Here is an 18,463-nt window from a genome sequence, read left to right as displayed (position 1 = left end):
TGAACGCTTCTCATCCTGAGCGCCAGGCGATCTCGATGGCGTGAACGGCGGCGACCGTGCGACCGATGCGGTTGGTGCTGCACCGGGCCTTGCGGAGGATCCGCCATTGCTTGAGGCGGGCGAAGGCGCGTTCGCCCGGGGCGCGCAGCCGGGCGTGGTCGCGGTTGTACTGCTGGTAGTGCTCGGGCAGGTCGCGATGACCGTAGTAGGGGGTGCGGACGGTCGCGCCGGCGCCCTGGTAGGCGCGGTCGGCCAGGACGAGGAGCTGACGGGACAGGCAGGCTTGGATCACACCGTGGGCGCGGGCTGCGGTCAGGTCGTGCGTGCGGCCCGGTGTCGCGCGGGAGAACCAGAGCGGGGTGCCGTCCGGGCGGGCGATGACCTGCACGTTCATCCCGTGGCGGCGGTGCTTCTGCGAGTAGTACGGCTCGTCCGCCGCGATGCGGTTGGTAGTGATCAAAGTGCCGTCGAGGATGACGAACCCCTCCGGCGGCAGCTCGCGCAGGGCCTCGTGCAGGCTCGGGGCGCGCTCGGCGAGGAGGTCGACCGTTTCGCTCACGTACCGGCCGGCGGTGGCGGTGGAGATGCCGAACCCCGCTGCGGCCTGGGCCAGGGTCTCGTTCTTGCGCAGGTGCACCAGGACCAGCAGGGCCTGGCGGAAGCAGCCCAGCTTCCGCCAGCGGGAGTTCAGCTCACGCCTTCGGGCGTAGATGAGCCAGGAAACGTGCTCCACGACTTCGTGGGGGACGTCGAGCATGGCACGATACGGGACCAACAGGGCTCCTGTGTCGAGACGTTGGCGAGTGAGATCACCAGCCGCAACGACCAGGAGCCCTGCCGCGTTACGGCCCCCCGACCACCAGCCGCCATCACCCACGAACCACAGGATGAGAAGCGTTCAGTGACGGTTTCGAGGCATTCGGCGCTGACCCCGTGAACAGCCCAGGGCTCGACGAATGTGGCCACCGCCCGGTGGCGCAACCAGGAAGGAAGAAGCGATCGGGCGGACACGGCGTCCAGTGGACGCAGCCCGGGCCCTCCCGGATCCCAGAGGACCAGTCCGTCCCGTTCTCCGGGTGTGCGAGCGGTCGGCGCGCCATCCTCACCGGGGGGTGCGTAGATCACCGCCCACACTCCCGTGGGGAGCAGGTGGCAGCGGACGGTCTCGTCGGCACACGGCTGAGGCTCGGGAGCCGTCGACTGCCCGCGCTCGTCAGCCCGGTGCACATACAGGCCGGCGAGGACGACGACGGCCAGGGCCGCCACGCCGGCGAACCAGCGGACGGCCGCCACGCCGCCGGAGTTACGCGCCCCCGGCGTGCCGCGCTTGCGTCGCACTGGTAACAGGTGTCCTTGGTCGAGGTCGGAGCTTCCGGGAGGTCAATGGACCGAGGGCTGACTGTATCGCGCGAAGCGGGAGACGAGACCGCCGGGAAGCGGTGCCGACGGAAGCGGCGAGCGTCTTCGCCCCCACGCCACACCCGCAGCCGGGCGACGGGCCGATACCGCCCTCGGGGCCCGGACCGCACCGCCGTCCGCCCGCAGCCGGGCGACGGCGGGAGGGGACGGGGAGGGGCGGACGTTCCGGACACTCCGGGGTTCCCCATGCCGGAGGCCAGGGGCGTGATTTGCGGCCAATAGGCGCTCCAGGCGACGGTGCACGGAACGGCCGTAAATCATGCCGTCCGGAATGTTCGCCCCGGACCGGCCCCGACCCCCGCACGCACCCGCACCCGTTCAGGAGTCAGGTGCGAGGAAGTTCGCGTCGGCACCGGAGGCCCGCACCCGCGACCACTAGAACCCACTCCAAAGACCGAAAACTTTTCGGCCGGTTTATTTTTTTCTGGCTGGACCTGAGCACGGTGGCAGATATCCGAGATTCAACGGGAAAACGCTTGCACCGAGGACTGGCACATGTGTTCAATGGCGCCGCCCGAGTCCGTGTCCGGCTCCGCCGTCCCCCGGACGGGCATCAGGAAAGGAAATCCCGTGACGGTACCGCAGCCCGCGACCACGCCCCCTTTGCGCACCCCGGCCGCCGTGGCGGTGGTCGTGGCGCTGGCGGTGGCCCTGTTCTCCCTGAGCACGGTGGAGACCCTGCCGGTCGGCCTGCTCCCGGTCATCGCCGGGGACCTGGACGTGTCGAGGTCGGCGGTGGGCCTGCTGGTGACCGGCTACGGCCTGGTCGTGGCGGTGGCCTCGGTGCCCCTGACGCATCTGGTCCGCAGAGTGCCGCGGCGCGCGCTGCTCATCGTGCTGCTGGGCGTCTTCGTCGCCGCGAACCTGGTCTCGGCGGCGGCCCCGGGTTACTGGGTGCTGCTCGCCGCGCGGATCACGGTCGCGCTGACCCACGCGGTGTTCTGGTCGATCGTCGCGGCCACCGCCGCCGGACTGTTCCCGCCCGAGGTGCGCGGCAAGGTGGTCGCCGGGCTGTTCTCCGGGCTGTCCCTGGCCGCTGTGGTGGGCGTACCGGCTGGCACCTGGCTGGGCCAGCTGGCCGGCTGGCGGATCCCCTTCACGGTGATGAGCGCCTTCGGCCTGCTCGCCCTCGTCACCGTCACCGCCCTGCTGCCGCCCATGGCTCCGGGGGGCGGTCACGCCTCGGTCGGGGCCGAGCCGAGTGCCCGCCGGTTCGCGGTCCTGATGGTGACGACCGCCCTGGTGATCTGGGGTGTGTTCAGCGGCTACACCTACATCACCGCCTTCCTCACCGATGTGGCCGGCCTCCCGCAGTCTGCCGTGGCCCCGGTACTGCTGGCGTCGGGGGTGGCCGGGATCGTGGGCACCTATGCGGCCGGCGCCCTCGTGGACCGCCGCCCCCGGCACACCATGGCGCTGGCCGTGGCCCTGCTGGCGGCGGTGATGTGGGGGCTGTATCTGTCCGGCGGCGCACGCCCCGCGGCCGTCTGCCTGGTCGCCCTGCTGGGGTTCTCCATGGCCGCGATGACCACCTCCCTGCAGAGCAGGATCCTCCAGGTGGCGCCCGGCAGCACCGAGATCGCCTCGGCGGCCGGGTCGGCGGTCTTCAACGTCGGCATCGCCGGCGGCTCCTTCACCGGCGGTCTGCTGCTGCCCACCGGGGCCGGGGTGAGGGGCGCGGTCCTGGTCGGCGGAGCACTCGCCACCGGGGCGCTCGTGGTGCTGCTGTGCGAGCCGTGGGCCGCCCGCCGCGAACCGGGCCGGGACGGCCTTCCGCAAAAGGTCTCCGCGGTTTAGGCATCCGGCGAACGGATTCCTTCCTCCACGTTAACCCGGGGTTGCGGAATCGGTCGTCCCGGGGGAATTCCTTTCCGATCCGGAGAATGAACGGAATGGGCCCGCCGAGGGAAGGTGCTCGCCGATAGTCTGGCGCCGCCTCGTGGATCAGCGCGGGGCAGCCGCGGGAGCGCCCGAGGGGAGGGCGTTCCGATCGCGGTTCCGGGGGGCGCAGCGAAAGCAGGGGGGAAATCGCCGCGCGGACAACCGCGCGTTCCGGCACACTCAGGTGCCCGAAGGCGCCGAATTCGCTTCTCCGCCGCCCCGGAATCACCACCGATTCACCGAAGGTGAGGACGACCCGTGCGACGCATGACCTCCGTTCTTCTGGCCCTGAGCGCTCTGGTGGGGGCCTCCGCGCTGACCGCCCCGGCGGCCGTGGCCGCCCCGCAGACCGGCCGTCCGGCCGCCGTGCAGACCGCCGTGCCGGCCGGCTGGGAGGTGGTCCGGGGTGGTGAGGTGGCCGCCCTGAACGGCGGGGCGGACGGCAAGCGCTCCTCCGCCCTCCAGGGCCCCGCCGCGCAGAACCTCACCGCGCAGGACCTCACCGAGCAGGGCTCGGACGCGGACGAGCTCTCCCTCATCGCGATGCAGTCGGTCCGCAACGAGCGGTTCGTCGCGACCGAGAAGACCTACCCGGCTCCCAACACCGGTGCGCTGCGGGCCCGTTCCGCCGAGTACGGCGGCTCCTGGGAGGGCTTCGCCTTCGAGTGGGACGAGACCACCGAGACCTACGCCCTGAGGTCGCTGGCCAACGACCTCTATGTGGCGGTGGAGAAGAACTTCACCGGCAGCTCCCAGAACCTGCTGCGCGCCCGCTCCACCGGTGTGGGCGGCTGGGAGCGGTTCGTCGTGTACTACAACGCGGAGCTGGACCGCTGGGCGCTCCAGTCCACGCTGAACGGCCTGTTCGTCGCCATGGAGAACGGCTACACCGGCTCGCTCCAGTACGCCCTGCGCGCCCGTTCCGCCGAGATCGGCGGTTCCTGGGAGGAGTTCGTCCTCTACGACCTGGGCGCCTGAGCCCCGGCCGGACGGACAAGGTGCCCGTACCCCGCGTCCCGGGGGTACGGGCACCTCCGCGTGAGCCCCGCCTACGGCCTACGGTCGTGAGGGCCGGTGTCAGGCGATGCGGTCGAGGATCAGGGGGGTGGGCTCGAAGGCGGTGCCCCCGGCGACCTCGATCGCGTCGCCGGTAAGCGATTCGAGGGCGTAGTCGAAGCGCTCGGGGGTGTCGGTGTGGAGGGTCAGCAGCGGGGCGCCTGCGGTGACGCGGTCGCCGGGCTTGGCGTGCAGTTCCACCCCGGCCCCGGCCTGCACCGGGTCCTCCTTGCGGGCGCGGCCCGCGCCCAGGCGCCAGGCGGCGACGCCGACGGCGTACGCGTCCAGCTTGGTGAGGGTGCCGGAGGCGGGGGCCGTCACGGTGTGCCGCTCGCGGGCGACGGGCAGGGGCGCGTCCGGGTCGCCGCCCTGGGCGGCGATCATGCGGCGCCAGTGGTCCATGGCCGAGCCGTCGGCGAGCGCCCTGGCGGGGTCGGCGTCCGGCAGTCCGGCGGCGGCGAGCATCTCGCGGGCCAGCGCCAGCGTCAGTTCGACGACGTCGGCCGGGCCGCCGCCGGCCAGGACCTCGACCGACTCGCGGACCTCCAGGGCGTTGCCCGCGGTCAGGCCGAGCGGGGTGGACATGTCGGTGAGCAGGGCGACGGTGCGCACCCCGTGGTCGGTGCCGAGCCCGACCATGGTGGAGGCCAGTTCGCGGGCGTCGCCGAGGTTCTTCATGAACGCGCCGGAGCCGACCTTGACGTCCAGGACGAGTGAGCCGGTGCCCTCGGCGATCTTCTTGGACATGATCGAGGAGGCGATCAGGGGGATCGCCTCGACGGTGCCGGTGACGTCGCGCAGGGCGTAGAGCTTCTTGTCGGCCGGGGCCAGTCCGTCGCCGGCCGCGCAGATCACCGCGCCGACCGAGCGCAGGACGTCCATCATCTCGTCGTTGCTCAGCAGCGCCCGCCAGCCGGGGACGGACTCCAGCTTGTCCAGCGTCCCACCGGTGTGGCCCAGGCCGCGGCCGGAGAGCTGGGGGACGGCCGCGCCGCAGGCGGCGACCAGCGGGGCGAGCGGCAGGGTGATCTTGTCACCGACGCCGCCGGTGGAGTGCTTGTCGGCGGTGGGGCGGGGCAGGGCGGAGAAGTCCATCCGCTCGCCACTGTTGATCATCGCGGCGGTCCAGCGGGCGATCTCCTCGCGCTCCATGCCGTTGAGCAGGATCGCCATGGCCAGGGCCGACATCTGCTCGTCGGCGACCTCGCCTCGGGTGTAGGCGTCGATGACCCAGTCGATCTGGGCGTCGCCGAGGCGGCCCCGGTCGCGCTTGGTGCGGATGACGGAGATGGCGTCCATCGGGGGGTGTCGCTCCTTGGGGTCGGGTGCGCCGGGCGCGGGTCAGGGGCCGGTGGAGCCGGTGGGGCCGTCCGCTTCGGCGAGGTGCTCGGGGCCGAAGGCGTCCGGCAGGAGGTCGGACAGCGGCCGGACGCCGGAGGCGGTGTCGACCGCCAGGTTCGGGCCGCCGTGCTCCCACAGCAGCTGGCGGCAGCGGCCGCACGGCATGAGGATCTCGCCGCGGCCGTCGCAGCAGGTGAAGGCCACCAGCCGGCCGCCGCCGGTGGCGGCCAGCTCGGAGACCAGGCCGCACTCGGCGCACAGCCCGACGCCGTAGGAGGCGTTCTCCACGTTGCAGCCGCCGACGATCCGGCCGTCGTCCACCAGCGCGGCGGCGCCGACCGGGTACTTGGAGTACGGGACGTAGGCCCGGGACATCAGCTCCCGGGCCCGTTCCCGCAGCGCCGGCCAGTCGGCCCGGCCGGCGCCTGTCGCGGGGGAGTCGCTCACTACTTGCCCTCGCCCTTCCGGTAGGCGTGCCCGTTGGCCTTGGGCATCCGCAGCCGCTGCGCGGACATGGCCAGCACCAGCAGCGTGGCGACGTACGGGGCGGCGCTGACGAACTGGCTGGGCACCTCGTCCACCGAGGAGTACCAGACGAACAGCACCAGGCCGCTGACCGCCGCGACCGCGCCGGTCAGGTACTTCTTCCGGTAGATCGCCCAGGCGGTGGCCAGGACCAGCAGGATCGCCAGCAGCAGGAGCAGGGCGTGGACGTTCTGGCCGCCGCCGCGCAGGTTGAGGCTGTCGGTGTAGCCGAACAGGCCGGCGCCCAGGGCGAGGCCGCCCGGCATCCAGTTGCCGAAGATCATCGCGGCGAGGCCGATGTAGCCGCGTCCGCCGGTCTGGCCCTCCAGGTAGATGTTGGAGGCGACCTCGGCGAGGAACGCGCCGCCCATGCCGGCGAAGCCGCCGGAGATCATCACGGCGATGTACTTGTACTTGTAGACGTTGACGCCCAGGCTCTCGGCCGCGATCGGGTTCTCGCCGCAGGAGCGCAGCCGCAGGCCGAAGCCGGTGTTCCACAGCACCCAGCGGCTGAGCGGGATCATGGCGACGGCCACGATCGTCAGCAGGGAGAGGTTGGTGACCAGTCCGCCGACCAGCCCGGCGACGTCGGAGACGACGAACCAGTGCTTGGCGTTGAGCGTCGCCATCGCGTCGGACAGCCCGGGGACGGTGATCTGGCCTATGGACTCGATGGGCGGGGACTGCTTGCTGGTGCCGCTCTCCATCTCGGCGAAGGTGAAGCTGGACAGGTAGCGGGTGGCGCCGACGGCGAGGATGTTGATGGCCACGCCGGAGACGATGTGGTTGACGCCGAAGGTGACGGTGGCGATCGCGTGCAGCAGACCGCCCAGCGCGCCGCCGACGATGCCCATGACCACGCCCGCCCACGGGCCCCACTGGACGCCGGCCCAGGCGCCGAACCAGGTGCCCAGGATCAGCATGCCCTCCAGACCGATGTTGATCACACCGGCCCGCTCGGCCCACAGGCCGCCCAGTCCGGCCAGTCCGATGGGGACGGCCAGCCGCAGGGCGGCGGAGGTCTGTCCGACGGAGGTGATGCCGTGGGCCCCGGTGATCATCCGCACGGCGGAGACGAGCACCAGCAGGCCCGCGATCACGAGCATCCACTCGGCCAGGGTCAGCCGGCGGCGGGCGGACTTCTTCGGCTGCTGTGCGGCCGGCCGCTTGTCGAGGACGGTGCTCATGCCGACACCTCCTTGCGGTTCTTCGGACCGGTGCCGTCGCCCTCGCCCGCGGCGGCGGCCTCGGCGGCGAGCTCCTCGCCGACCTTCTGCTGCTGGCGGCGCAGGCCGTAGCGGCGCACGGACTCGTAGCTGATGACGACCGCCATCACGATCAGGCCCTGCATGATCGTGGCGATCTCCTTCTCGTAGCCGTTGTAGTCGAGCGTCGGCGAGGCCTTGTCGAGGAAGGCGATGAGCAGCGCTCCGAAGGCTATGCCGAGGGGGTGGTTGCGGCCGAGCAGGGCGATGGTGATGCCGGTGAAGCCCACGCCCGCGGGGAAGTCCAGGCTGTAGGTGTGGGCGTCGCCGAGCAGGACGGGCATGCCGGCCAGGCCGGCGACCGCGCCGGAGATCAGCATGCTGGTGAGCACCATGCGTCTGGCGTCGACGCCGCTGGCGGAGGCGGCGCTGGGGCTGGCGCCGGTGGCGCGCAGGTCGAAGCCGAACCGGGTGCGGTTGAGGACCAGCCAGTACAGCAGGCCGCACAGGGCGGCGACGGCGGTGAAGCCGTAGATCTCGCCGGCCGCGCCCAGGTCGATGCCGGGGAACCAGCCCGACTGGGGGATCTGCCCGGTGGTGAGGTTGTTGCCGCGCTGCTCGCCGAACTGGGCGGGCAGGACGAGGTAGGCGATGATGCTGGTGGCGATGGAGTTGAGCATGATCGTCGAGACGACCTCGCTCACCCCGCGGGTGGTCTTCAGGATGCCCGCGATGCCGGCCCAGAAGCCGCCCACCAGCATCGCGACGACCAGGATCAGCACGATGTGCAGGGGGCCGGGCAGGGTGACCGAGGCGCCGACGACGGCGGCGGCCATCGCGGCGAGCCGGTACTGCCCGTCGACCCCGATGTTGAACAGGTTCATGCGGAAGCCGACGGCCACCGCGAGCGCCGCCAGGTAGTACGTGGCGGCCTGGTTGACGATGAGCACCTGGATGTCGGCGTGCACCGCGTACTCGGCCATCAGCACGTACGGCTGGACGGGGTTCAGACCGGAGGCGACCAGCACCACCGAGGTCAGCAGCACGGCGACGACGATGGCCAGCACCGGCCCGCCGACGGCCAGGACCAGCCGGTCCTTGTCGAACTTCTTCATCGGTCCTCTCCCCCGTCCCGGCCCGTGGCGGCGGTCCCGTCGGCGGCCGCGGCGGTTTCGAGCGCCGCCCCGTCGTCGAGACGGCCGGAGGCAGCGCCGGTCATGGCGGAGCCCAGGGCCTCAGGGGTGATCGTGGCGGGGTCGGCTTCGGCGACCAGTCGGCCGCGGTACATCACGCGCAGGGTGTCGGACAGGCCGATCAGCTCGTCGAGGTCGGCGGAGATCAGCAGGACGGCCAGGCCGGCGCGGCGCGCGGTACGGATCTGGTCCCAGATCTGCGCCTGCGCTCCGACGTCCACGCCGCGTGTGGGGTGGGCGGCGATCAGGAGCCGGGGTTCGTGGCTCATCTCGCGGCCCACGATCAGCTTCTGCTGGTTGCCGCCGGACAGAGAGGCCGCGGTGACGTCGATGCCGGGGGTGCGCACGTCGTACTCGGCGACGATCCGCTCGGTGTCGGCGCGGGCGGCCTTGATGTCCAGCCAGGGCCCCTTGCTGTTGGGGGATTCGGTGACGTGCCCGAGTATGCGGTTCTCCCACAGGGGGGATTCCAGCAGCAGCCCGTGGCGGTGGCGGTCCTCGGGGATGTAGCCGACGCCGCCCTCGCGGCGGCGGCGGGTGGGCCAGCCGGTGACGTCCTGCTCGCCGAGGACGATGGTCCCGCCGTCGGCCTGGCGCATGCCGACCAGCGCCTCGATCAGCTCGGTCTGGCCGTTGCCCTCCACACCGGCCAGGCCCAGCACCTCGCCCTTGTGGATGGTGAAGGAGACGCCGTCCAGGATGGTGCGGGCGCCGTCGACCGGGTCGTAGCCGGTGAGGGTGAGGTCGTTCACCCTCAGCATGGGGGTCTCGGTGACGGTGGACTCGCGGGTCTCCGGGGAGGGCAGCTCGGCGCCGACCATCAGCTCGGCGAGCTGCTTGACGGTGACGTCGCCGGGGGTGACGGAGGCGACGGTGGTGCCGCGCCGGATGACGGTGATGTCGTCGGCGACCGAGAGCACCTCGCCCAGCTTGTGCGAGATGAAGATGACGGTCAGTCCCTCCGCCTTCAGCTCGCGGAGGTTGGCGAAGAGCGCGTCCACCTCCTGCGGCACGAGCACGGCGGTCGGCTCGTCGAGGATGAGGATGCGGGCGCCGCGGTAGAGGACCTTGAGGATCTCCACGCGCTGCCGGTCGGCGACCCCGAGGTCCTCCACCATGGCGTCGGGGCGGATGCCCAGGCCGTAGGCCTCGGAGATCTCCCTGATCCGGGCGCGGGCCTTCGCGCCGATCCCGTACAGCTTCTCGCTGCCCAGGACGGTGTTCTCGGCGACGGTGAGGTTGTCGGCCAGCATGAAGTGCTGGTGGACCATGCCGATGCCGCGGGCGATGGCGTCGCCGGGGTCGGAGAAGGCGACCTCCTGGCCGTCGACGGCGATGGTGCCCTCGTCCGGCTTCTGCATGCCGTAGAGGATCTTCATCAGGGTCGACTTGCCCGCGCCGTTCTCGCCGACGATGGCGTGCACGGTCCCCTTGCGGACGGACATGTGGATGTCGTGGTTGGCGACGACACCGGGGAAGCGCTTGGTGATCCCGGTCAGTTCGACGGCGGGAGGACTGCTGGACGCGTTGATGGTGCACTCTCCTCGGGCTAAGGAGTGGCTCGTAGGGAGCACGGCGGAGGCTGATGACCGGGGAAGTGGCCGGGAGGTGGGCCGCCGGGCCGTGCGGGTGAGGGCGACGCTACCGCCTCGACGGTTGACTACGCGCGTAGAGCGTTTTCCGTGCGGTGGGCCCGGCCGGAGGGGAGCCGCCGCCGCGGGCGGTGCGGTCCTCCTCCGGCCGGGCCCGTGCCGGGCCGTGCGGGCGGCGGCCGGACGTCCGGGAGACGTCCGGCCCCGCTTCCGCTCCGGCGCCGGGCCGGATCGGTCGGGCGGAGGTCAGGACTCGGTGCTGACCTTGATCTCGCCGCCGACGATGCCCTCCCTGGCCTTCTTCACGGCCTCCTGGAGTTCGGTCATCTCGGTGAAGGCCGGGTTGGAGTCGGACAGGTTCACACCGCCGGACTCCAGGTCGAAGCGGCTCTCGCCGCTCATCGGCTCGCCGTTCTGGACGGACTCGACCAGGTTGTAGACCGCGCCGGAGACATCCTTGGTCATGGAGGTCAGGATGTTGTCCTTGTACTTGGCCAGCGTCTTCTGGGAGTACTGGTCGGAGTCGACGCCGATGACCCACTTGTCCTTGGCGGCGACCGCCTCGATGACGCCCTGGCCCGCGAGGCCGGCGGCGTGGTAGATCACGTCGGCCTTGGCGTCGAGCTGGCCGCGCGCGGCCTCCTTGCCGAGGTCCGGCTTGGAGAAGCCGTCCATGTTCGGCGGCTGGGTCAGGTACTGGGTCTTGACCTCGATGGACTTGTCGGTGTCCTTCACGCCCTGGACGAAGCCCGCCTCGAACTTCTTGATCAGCGGGACCTCGACGCCGCCGACGAAGCCGACGACCTTGGACTCGGTGGCCTTGGCCGCGGCCACGCCCGCCAGGTAGGAGCCCTCCTCCTCGCTGAAGACGAGGTTGGCGACGTTGTCCGCCTGGACGGTGTTGTCGTCGATCAGGCCGAAGGTGGTCTTCGGGAACTTCTCGGCGACCTCCTCGATCGGCTTGGCGTAGGCGAAGCCCACACCGATCACGGGGTTGTAGCCCTGGCGGGCCAGGTCGGTGAGGCGCTGGACCTTGTCGGCGTCCGACTCGCCGTCGGAGGGCTCGACGTCCTCGCCGCCGATGCCGAAGTCCTTCTTCGCCTTCTCGAAACCCTTGTAGGCGGCGTCGTTGAACGACTGGTCGCCGCGGCCGCCGACGTCGTAGGCGAGGGCTATGCCCTTGCCCTTCTTGGCGGAGTCGGAGGAGTCCGAGGAAGCGGACTCCGTGGATGTGCTGCCACACGCGGTGGCGCTGAGGGCGAGGGCCGCGGCGGTGCCGACCGCGGCAGCGAGCTTGCTTACCCGGCGCAAGAGGACTTCCCTTCGCTCGAAGCGCCTCCGTTGGCGCTGGCTTCCGCCGCATCGTAACGCGCGTAGATGCCAGGAAAAGGGCTCTTGCGGAGCCGTTATCAGTTCGGTGTTAACGGGTGGTGCCCGCACCCTTGTGGAGGGTGACGCGGAGGCGTCCCGCGGGGCGGCGGGCACCGCGTGCGCCGGACGCCGGACGGGGCCGCAGGCGGGGGCGGAAGGGCCCGCGCCCTTCCGCCCCCGCCGTCTCCCACCTGCGCTTTCCCGCCTGTCGCGGAGGCCGGACGGCGGGGGCGGCGAGCCCTGGAGCGCGAGGGCCGGGGCGCGGGTGCGCCCCGGCGGCCGCCGCCCGGGGCGCGGCGTGAGACTGGTCACGTGGCCCGGGCCGGGTAACCGCCCGCGGGGCCGCGGTCCCTGGGCGTACGTCCTCGCCCGGCACCCGCCGTGCGGCCCTCGCCGTGCGGCCCTGCGCGCCCGTTCCCTACTCGCGCTCGGCGTCCAGCAGGGCGGCGGCCGTGAACAGCTCCACGCCCGCCGTGATGGCGCTCTCGTCGACGTCGAAGTCGCCCTGGTGCAGGTCGCGCGGCGAGCGGTCGCCCGGCGGGCGCACTCCGAGGCGGGCCATCGCGCCGGGGACGTGCTCCAGGTACCAGGAGAAGTCCTCGCCGCCCAGGCTCTGTTCGGTGTCCTCGACCGAGTCGTGGCCGCGCCGGGAGACCATGGCGTCGCGCAGCAGCTCGGCGGTGGTCCGCTCGTTGACCACCGGGGGGACGCCACGGATGTAGTCGAGCTCGAACTTGGCGCGGTGCAGCGTCGCGACCTCGTCGATCGCCGCGTGCACCAGGTCGGGCGCGATCCGCCAGGCGGGCAGGTCCAGGCAGCGGATGGTGCCGGACAGCTCGGCGTGCTGCGGGATGACGTTGGGGGCGTGGCCCGCCTCCAGCCGTCCCCAGGTCAGGGCGAGTCCGGCGCGGGTGTCCACGCGGCGGGAGAGCACCGCCGGGACCTCGGTGACGATCTTGGCCGCCGCCGTGACCAGGTCGGTGGTCAGGTGCGGGCGCGCGGTGTGGCCGCCGGGGCCGTCGAGGGAGAGCTCCAGCCGGTCGCAGGCGGAGGTGATGGGTCCGGCGCGCAGGCCGATGCGCCCGGCCTCGACCTTGGGGTCGCAGTGGACGGCGACGATCCGGCCCACCCCCTCCAGCACCCCGGCCTCGATGGCGTCGGTCGCGCCGCCCGGCAGCACCTCCTCGGCGGGCTGGAACAGCAGCCGCACCGAGTGCGGCAGCTCGCCCCGGCGCGCCAGGCCGGCCAGGACGAGCCCGGCGCCGAGCACGGCGGTGGTGTGCACGTCGTGGCCGCAGGCGTGCGCCCGGTCGGGGACCGTCGAGCGGTACGGGACGGTCTTGGTGTCGGGGATGGGGAGCGCGTCGATGTCGGCGCGCAGCGCCAGCATCGGGCGCACACCGCGCTTGGCGTCCGCCCCGCCGGGGTGGATGTCGCAGATCAGTCCCGTGCCGCCGGGAAGCACCCGGGGGGCGAGCCCGGCCTTCTCCAGCCGCTCCCTGATGGCGGCGGTGGTCCGGAACTCCTGGTGGCCCAGCTCGGGGTGCATGTGCAGGTCCCGGCGGAAGGCGATGAGCTCGGCACGGAGGGCCTCCGGCAGGGCGCCGGGCAGCGGCGTCTCACCGGTGGTCCGGATACTGGACTCTGGCGACAACAACTGGCTCACCCTGTCGAGGGTAAGCCCAGGTGACAGCCGTGTGCAGAGAGAACGGTGAAAGTTCACCCTCCGTAGGGGAGAAAAAACGAATCAGCGGTCGCATACGGCCTGGTGCGAATGGGTATGACCTCCGATTCCGCTCATCTCGCCCCGTCCCGCTGTGTGGGACGGGACACGGTCGCCGCGTTCACGAGGCGGGCGGGGCCGACGGCAGCCGCCGCACCCCCCGCGCGGTGCCGGTGACACCCGAGAGGAACCCCCGGGCGCGCGGCGAGGCGCCCTCCGTCAGCCAGGCCGGGTCCACGTCGCAGACCGCGACCGTCACCCCGGTGCCGGCCAGGGCGAGCGGGAGGGTGTGGACGACGGTGGAGGGGAAGCTCACGATGGTGCGGCCGATGGGGCCGCGGCGGGCCACCAGTTCCAGCGGGAGGTCCGGCCGTACGATCTCCAGCCCCGTCCCGGCCGCTATCCGGTGCAGCTTCTCAGCGCTCTCGCGGCGGTGGGCGAAGTAGCGGGTGGCGCCGTGCTCCCGGGTCAGGGAGGCGACGGCCTCCAGATAGCGTTCGGGGTCCACCACACCGGTCTCGACCAGCGAGGTGCCGACCAGATCGGTGCCACCGGTGAGCGCGGGCGGGCCGAAGCGGGCGCGGGTCCAGGAGAAGTCGTTGCGGGTGACCGACACGTGTTCGGGCGCCTCGACCGGCATCGAACTGAACACCTCGACCCGCCGGTGCGCCGACGGCGTCATCCGGCGGCGGGCGGAGGCGGAGACGGGCGCGAAGAGCGCGGCGCGCGCTCCCTGCGCGCCCTTGCGGTGCCACCGCACCAGGCGCTCGCCGCGGGCGAGCTGGGTGACGAACTCCATGGTGGCCGTCCCGTCGTCGACCACCACCACGCCTCCCGGGCCCCCCGGCGCGGCCTGTCCCCCCGGTGCGGCTCCCTCGGTGCGGGCGAGGGAGAGCAGCAGCTGCACGTACCGCGAGAACGGGTCGCCCACCACGATCCGCGCGGCGCGGCGCAGCGGGCCCAGCAGGGAGGCGACCGTCCTCAGCGGCGCGCCCGCGCCGCCGCGCGCCTCCTCCCAGCGGACCGTGACCCCCTCGTCGCGCGCCAGCTCGGCCATCCGCCGCAGCTGGCCGCGCGTCATCGCCTCGCGCGGCGGCAGGACGACCACGGTGAGGTCGCCGCCCCCCTCCTCCGCGCCCCGTGCGGTGTGGGCCCACTCCAGGACGTTGAGGAGCTGCACCGGGCTCTCGACGAAGGCGAGGGTGCCCGAGCGGCGCCCGGGACGGCCGGTACGCCCCGGATGACCGGCACGCGCCGGACGGCCGGCGCGCCCCGGACGGCCGGCACGCCCTGGGAGGCGGCCGACGCGCGCCCCCCGACGCGCCTCGGCCGTGCCCGGCGTGCCCGGCCTGCGGGCCGGCTGCGGCGGGACCCCGCCCGGGGTCCCGCCGGGGACTGCGCCTGCGCTCACCTTGGATCGCCCCGTCAGCCCGTCGTTCCCGTCAGACCGCTGCCGGCTCGCGGCCGGTGGCGGACTCCTCGGCCTCGGCCACGACGCCCTTGACCCGGCGCAGCTTCTTCATCGGCCCGATCTCGCTGTCGTAGACCTTCTTCACGCCGTCGCCGAGGGACTCCTCGATGGTGCGGATGTCGCGCACCAGGCGCTGCAGCCCCTGCGGCTCGACGGAGGCGGCCTGGTCGGAGCCCCACATCGCGCGGTCCAGGGTGATGTGGCGCTCGACGAAGGCGGCGCCCAGCGCGACGGCGGCCAGCGTGGTCTGCAGGCCCGTCTCGTGGCCGGAGTAGCCGATCGGCACGTTGGGGTACTCGGCCTGCAGGGTGTGGATCATCCGCAGGTTGAGCTCCTCGGCCTTGGCCGGGTAGGTGCTGGTGGCGTGGCAGAGCACGATGTTCTCGCTGCCCAGCACCTCCACCGCGTGCCGGATCTGCTTCGGCGTGGACATGCCGGTGGAGAGGATGACGGTGCGGCCGGTGGCGCGCATGGCGCGCAGCAGCTCGTCGTCGGTCAGGGAGGCGGAGGCGACCTTGTAGCAGGGCACGTCGAACTTCTCCAGGAAGGCGACGGACTCCACGTCCCACGGGGAGGCGAACCAGTCGACGCCCTTCTTCTTGCAGTAGGCGTCGATGGCCCGGTAGCCCTCCTCGTCGAACTCGACGCGGTGGCGGTAGTCGATGTAGGTCATCCGGCCCCAGGGGGTGTCGCGCTCGATCTCCCACTGGTCGCGCGGGGTGCAGACCTCCGGGGTGCGCTTCTGGAACTTCACGGCGTCGCAGCCGGCGTCGGCGGCGGCGTCGATCAGGGCGAACGCGTTCTCCAGGTCGCCGTTGTGGTTGATGCCGATCTCGCCGGTGACGTAGACCGGGTGGCCCGGGCCCACGGTCTTGGCGCCGAGGGTACGGAGGCGGGGGCTGGTCATGCTCAAGACAGTTCCTTTCCGAGGATCCACGAGGCGATCTCGCGGATCGCACCGGCCCCTCCGGGAGTGGAGGTGACCGCGCGGGCTGCGCCGCGTACGACGTCGTGGGCACTGGCCACGGCAACGGGCCAGCCGACCAGGCCGAAGCACGGCAGGTCGTTGACGTCGTTTCCGACGTAGAGCACGCGCTCCGGCGCGATGCCCTGCTCCTCGCACCACTGCTTGAGGGCGAGGTCCTTCCGGTCGACGCCGTGGAGCACGGGGATCCGCAGCTTGCGGGCCCGTGCGGCGACCACCGGGTTCTCCTCCGTGGACAGGATCAGCAGCGGCAGTCCGGCGCGGCGCAGGGCGGCGATGCCGAGCCCGTCGCCGCGGTGGACCGCGACCGTCTCCCGTCCGTCGGAGTCGACGTACACCCGGTCGTCGGTCTGGGTGCCGTCGAAGTCGAGTACGACCGCGTCGACGTCGTCGCGGGCCGGAAGCGCGCCGGGGCGCCCGTCCGTCCCGCCGTCGAGCAGCGGTGCGAGTGCGCGGGCGCGGGCGAGGTCGTGGGGGTCGTCGATCTCCAGCACGCGCGCCGGGTCGGTGCGCACCAGTTCGGTGCGGCCGAAGAAGCGGTGCCCGGCCTCGCGGAAGCCGCCGGCGCGCATCGCGTACGCGGCGCCGGTCTCCAGCAGGTCCTGCGGCCGGTCCTGGCGGCGCGGGCGGTACGCCTTGTCGTGGTTGACGCCGTTCCCGCCGTCCGCGGCGCCGTCAAAGTCCCCGCCGAGGTCCCCGGTGTCCCCGTCGCGCCAGACGAAACCGTGGAAGGGGGCGACGGTCAGCGCGCTGTCGGCGCCGCCGGCCACCGCGGCGGCCACGCCCTCCACGTCCTCGCGGGTGAGGAAGGGGCTGGTGCACTGCACCAGCAGCACCACCTCGGCCGCCCGCCCGTGCCGCTCGGCGTGGACGTCCATGGCGTGCAGGACGGCGGCCTCGCTGGTGGCGGTGTCGCCCGCGATGCCGGCGGGCCGCCGCACCACCTCGGCGCCCGCGCCGCGGGCGGCCTCGGCGATGGCCTCGTCGTCGGTGGAGACGACCGTGTGCGTCACGCCCCGCGCCGCCAGGCACTCCCGCACCGCGCGCACCACCAGCGGCACTCCCCCGACGGTGGCGAGGTTCTTCGCGGGCACGCCCTTGGATCCGCCGCGGGCGGGGATCACGGCCAGGACGACGGGACTGCCGGGGGCGCCGGGGGCGCTGGGGGACATGGGAGGGGCTCCTTGCCGGTCTGCGGTCTGAGGGGTGTCGGGTGCGCTCACAGCTCCCCCATCCGGCGGATGACCGGCGCCACGCGCTGGACGCCGTGGCGGTACGCCCCGCGCGCCGCGTCCCGCACGGCCGCCCGGACGGCCCGGCGCAGCCCGGAGGCGGGCCGCCCGGCCTGCGCTCCCGGCCGGGGCGCGCCCGAGGGGTCGAGCCCGTGGCGGGCGAGGATGCCGGGGAGGTAGCCGGGGGCGGTGGCGAGCGTGTAGTAGGGGGCGACCGGCGGCAGGTCGGGGCGGGCCAGGAGATCCGCGACGCGCTCGCGGGCGGCGTCGAAGGCCGCCTCGTAGGAGCCGTCGGCGACGACGCCCTGCCGGGCCGTCCACGCCGGGTCGGCCTCGGGCAGCAGCCCGGAGTCGAGCCGGTCCCAGGAGGTCAGGCAGCCCGAGCCGGTGAAGTGGTGGTTGCCCAGCGCCTCGCGGACGCCGAGGTCGGTGAGGATCGCGGTGGGGATGCCCCGGTGCAGCGACTCCAGGGCGGCGGTGGAGCTGACGGTGACCAGCAGGTCGGTGCGGTCCAGCACCTCGCCCATGTGGCCGTAGACCAGGCGGCAGTTGTCCGGCAGCCCGCCGGGGATCCGTGCGGCGAGCTTCTGGTAGGGCTGCTCCTCGATGTGCGTGGTGTGCTCGCCCGGCCTGCTGCGCAGCTTCACCAGCACCTCGCGGTCGGGGTGGCGGCGGGCGTGCCCGGCGGCGCGGCGCAGCAGGTACTCGCGGTCGGCGCGGGAGGCGGGGACGGAGGGCTGGACGGCGAAGACGACCGTGTACGGCCGCTCGTCGGGCTCCCGGTACGGCTCGCCCCCCAGGAAGGGCAGCGCGCACTCCACGACGGCGCCGGCGTCCGCGCCGACCCCCTCGTAGACCGCGCGGAAGCGCTCGGCGTCGTGGGTGGAGTTGGCCAGGACGACGTCCGCGCCGTGCCGCAGCAGCAGTCCGTCGGCGAGCTTCTCGTAGACGACGCCGACGTAGCCGGTGACGGTGACCGGGCGGCGCCCGCTTCCGTCCAGGCGGTGGGACAGCCCGTGCAGCATCGCCTGGACGGTGCCGCCGACACAGGAGAGCACCACCACGTCGTAGGTGTCGCGGTCGGCCTCCGCCAGGAACTGTTCGGCCGTCACCTCGCGCAGCGAGGCGGCGTGCACGCCCACCTCGTCGAGCTGGCGGGCGGTCGGGGTGGCCCGGCCGCGCAGCAGCAGTCCGTCGATGCGCGCGCCGGGGACGATGCGGTGCGCGGTGAGCGCACCCCATTTCCAGCGGGTGTCGGAATCGGCGAGGACGGCAATGCGCGTTGCGTTGTCCGGAGCGCTGTCCGGGGAATCCGAAGCGGTACGTGATGGCACGTCGAAGACGCTAGAAAGACATTCCGATTCTCGGCCCAACGCGAACACAACAGACGGTTAACAGCACACCGACGGAAGGCCAACCGGCCTTCCGGAAAACGGGGTTCACCGTTCCGCCACCTCGATTTCACCCGC

14 protein-coding genes are annotated in these 18,463 nt (G+C 72.7%); 2 read left to right on the top strand and 12 right to left on the bottom strand.

Annotated features, from left to right (window positions below; genetic code table 11):
• Positions 1-10 precede the first annotated feature (10 nt).
• The gene (locus tag CUT83_RS08300; RefSeq protein ID WP_101254054.1) at positions 11-757 is read right to left on the bottom strand and encodes a transposase family protein; all 747 of its coding nucleotides are present in this window, start codon (positions 755-757) and stop codon (positions 11-13) included.
• 1,232 nt (positions 758-1,989) lie between these two features.
• Here CUT83_RS08300 and CUT83_RS08295 point away from each other — a divergent pair.
• Together CUT83_RS08295 and CUT83_RS08290 are read left to right on the top strand one after the other, a co-directional pair.
• Positions 1,990-3,216 (top strand): MFS transporter, encoded by a 1,227-nt coding sequence (locus CUT83_RS08295; RefSeq protein WP_240958398.1) that lies wholly within the window; start codon positions 1,990-1,992, stop codon positions 3,214-3,216.
• A gap of 351 nt (positions 3,217-3,567) precedes the next feature.
• Positions 3,568-4,278, top strand: a complete 711-nt coding sequence (locus tag CUT83_RS08290) for a fascin domain-containing protein (protein WP_101255244.1) — start codon at positions 3,568-3,570, stop codon at positions 4,276-4,278.
• Positions 4,279-4,377: 99 nt separating this feature from the next.
• Here CUT83_RS08290 and CUT83_RS08285 read toward each other — a convergent pair whose 3' ends face one another.
• From CUT83_RS08285 to CUT83_RS08235, 11 genes are all read right to left on the bottom strand, one after another.
• The gene (locus CUT83_RS08285) at positions 4,378-5,655 is read right to left on the bottom strand and encodes a thymidine phosphorylase (protein ID WP_101255243.1); all 1,278 of its coding nucleotides are present in this window, start codon (positions 5,653-5,655) and stop codon (positions 4,378-4,380) included.
• 42 nt (positions 5,656-5,697) lie between these two features.
• Positions 5,698-6,144: a cytidine deaminase gene (locus CUT83_RS30825; protein ID WP_277347749.1), complete on the bottom strand. Its 447-nt coding sequence runs from the start codon at positions 6,142-6,144 to the stop codon at positions 5,698-5,700.
• Positions 6,144-7,409, bottom strand: a complete 1,266-nt coding sequence (locus CUT83_RS30820) for an ABC transporter permease (RefSeq protein ID WP_101255242.1) — start codon at positions 7,407-7,409, stop codon at positions 6,144-6,146. Before CUT83_RS30820 ends, CUT83_RS30825 begins: the two co-directional genes overlap by 1 nt.
• On the bottom strand, positions 7,406-8,542 hold the full coding sequence (locus tag CUT83_RS08270; protein ID WP_101255241.1) for an ABC transporter permease: 1,137 nt from the start codon (positions 8,540-8,542) through the stop codon (positions 7,406-7,408). The genes CUT83_RS30820 and CUT83_RS08270 overlap by 4 nt, the downstream gene beginning before the upstream one ends.
• On the bottom strand, positions 8,539-10,065 hold the full coding sequence (locus tag CUT83_RS08265) for an ABC transporter ATP-binding protein (RefSeq protein ID WP_240958399.1): 1,527 nt from the start codon (positions 10,063-10,065) through the stop codon (positions 8,539-8,541). Before CUT83_RS08265 ends, CUT83_RS08270 begins: the two co-directional genes overlap by 4 nt.
• Before the next feature lie 393 nt (positions 10,066-10,458).
• A complete protein-coding gene (locus CUT83_RS08260) occupies positions 10,459-11,523 on the bottom strand; it encodes a BMP family lipoprotein (RefSeq protein ID WP_101255239.1) in 1,065 nt (354 codons plus the stop codon).
• A gap of 478 nt (positions 11,524-12,001) precedes the next feature.
• Complete coding sequence (locus CUT83_RS08255) at positions 12,002-13,249, bottom strand: M20 family metallopeptidase (protein ID WP_165869637.1); 1,248 nt, start codon at positions 13,247-13,249, stop codon at positions 12,002-12,004.
• A 178-nt stretch (positions 13,250-13,427) separates the two neighbouring features.
• Positions 13,428-14,486 (bottom strand): hypothetical protein, encoded by a 1,059-nt coding sequence (locus CUT83_RS08250; protein WP_101255237.1) that lies wholly within the window; start codon positions 14,484-14,486, stop codon positions 13,428-13,430.
• A 262-nt stretch (positions 14,487-14,748) separates the two neighbouring features.
• A complete protein-coding gene (locus CUT83_RS08245; RefSeq protein ID WP_101255236.1) occupies positions 14,749-15,684 on the bottom strand; it encodes an N-acetylneuraminate synthase family protein in 936 nt (311 codons plus the stop codon).
• Positions 15,685-15,686: 2 nt separating this feature from the next.
• Entirely contained in the window at positions 15,687-16,934 is a 1,248-nt protein-coding gene (locus tag CUT83_RS08240; protein ID WP_101255235.1) for an N-acylneuraminate cytidylyltransferase, read from the bottom strand.
• Between the two features lie 47 nt (positions 16,935-16,981).
• Complete coding sequence (locus CUT83_RS08235) at positions 16,982-18,328, bottom strand: DUF6716 putative glycosyltransferase (RefSeq protein ID WP_173915043.1); 1,347 nt, start codon at positions 18,326-18,328, stop codon at positions 16,982-16,984.
• Positions 18,329-18,463 lie beyond the last annotated feature (135 nt).

Origin of the sequence: Streptomyces barkulensis (genome assembly GCF_002843305.1) — a bacterium.
Lineage (GTDB): Bacteria > Actinomycetota > Actinomycetes > Streptomycetales > Streptomycetaceae > Streptomyces > Streptomyces barkulensis.
The sequence above is the reverse complement of the archived record's forward strand: the minus strand, read 5'-3'. Positions and strand labels throughout refer to the sequence as shown.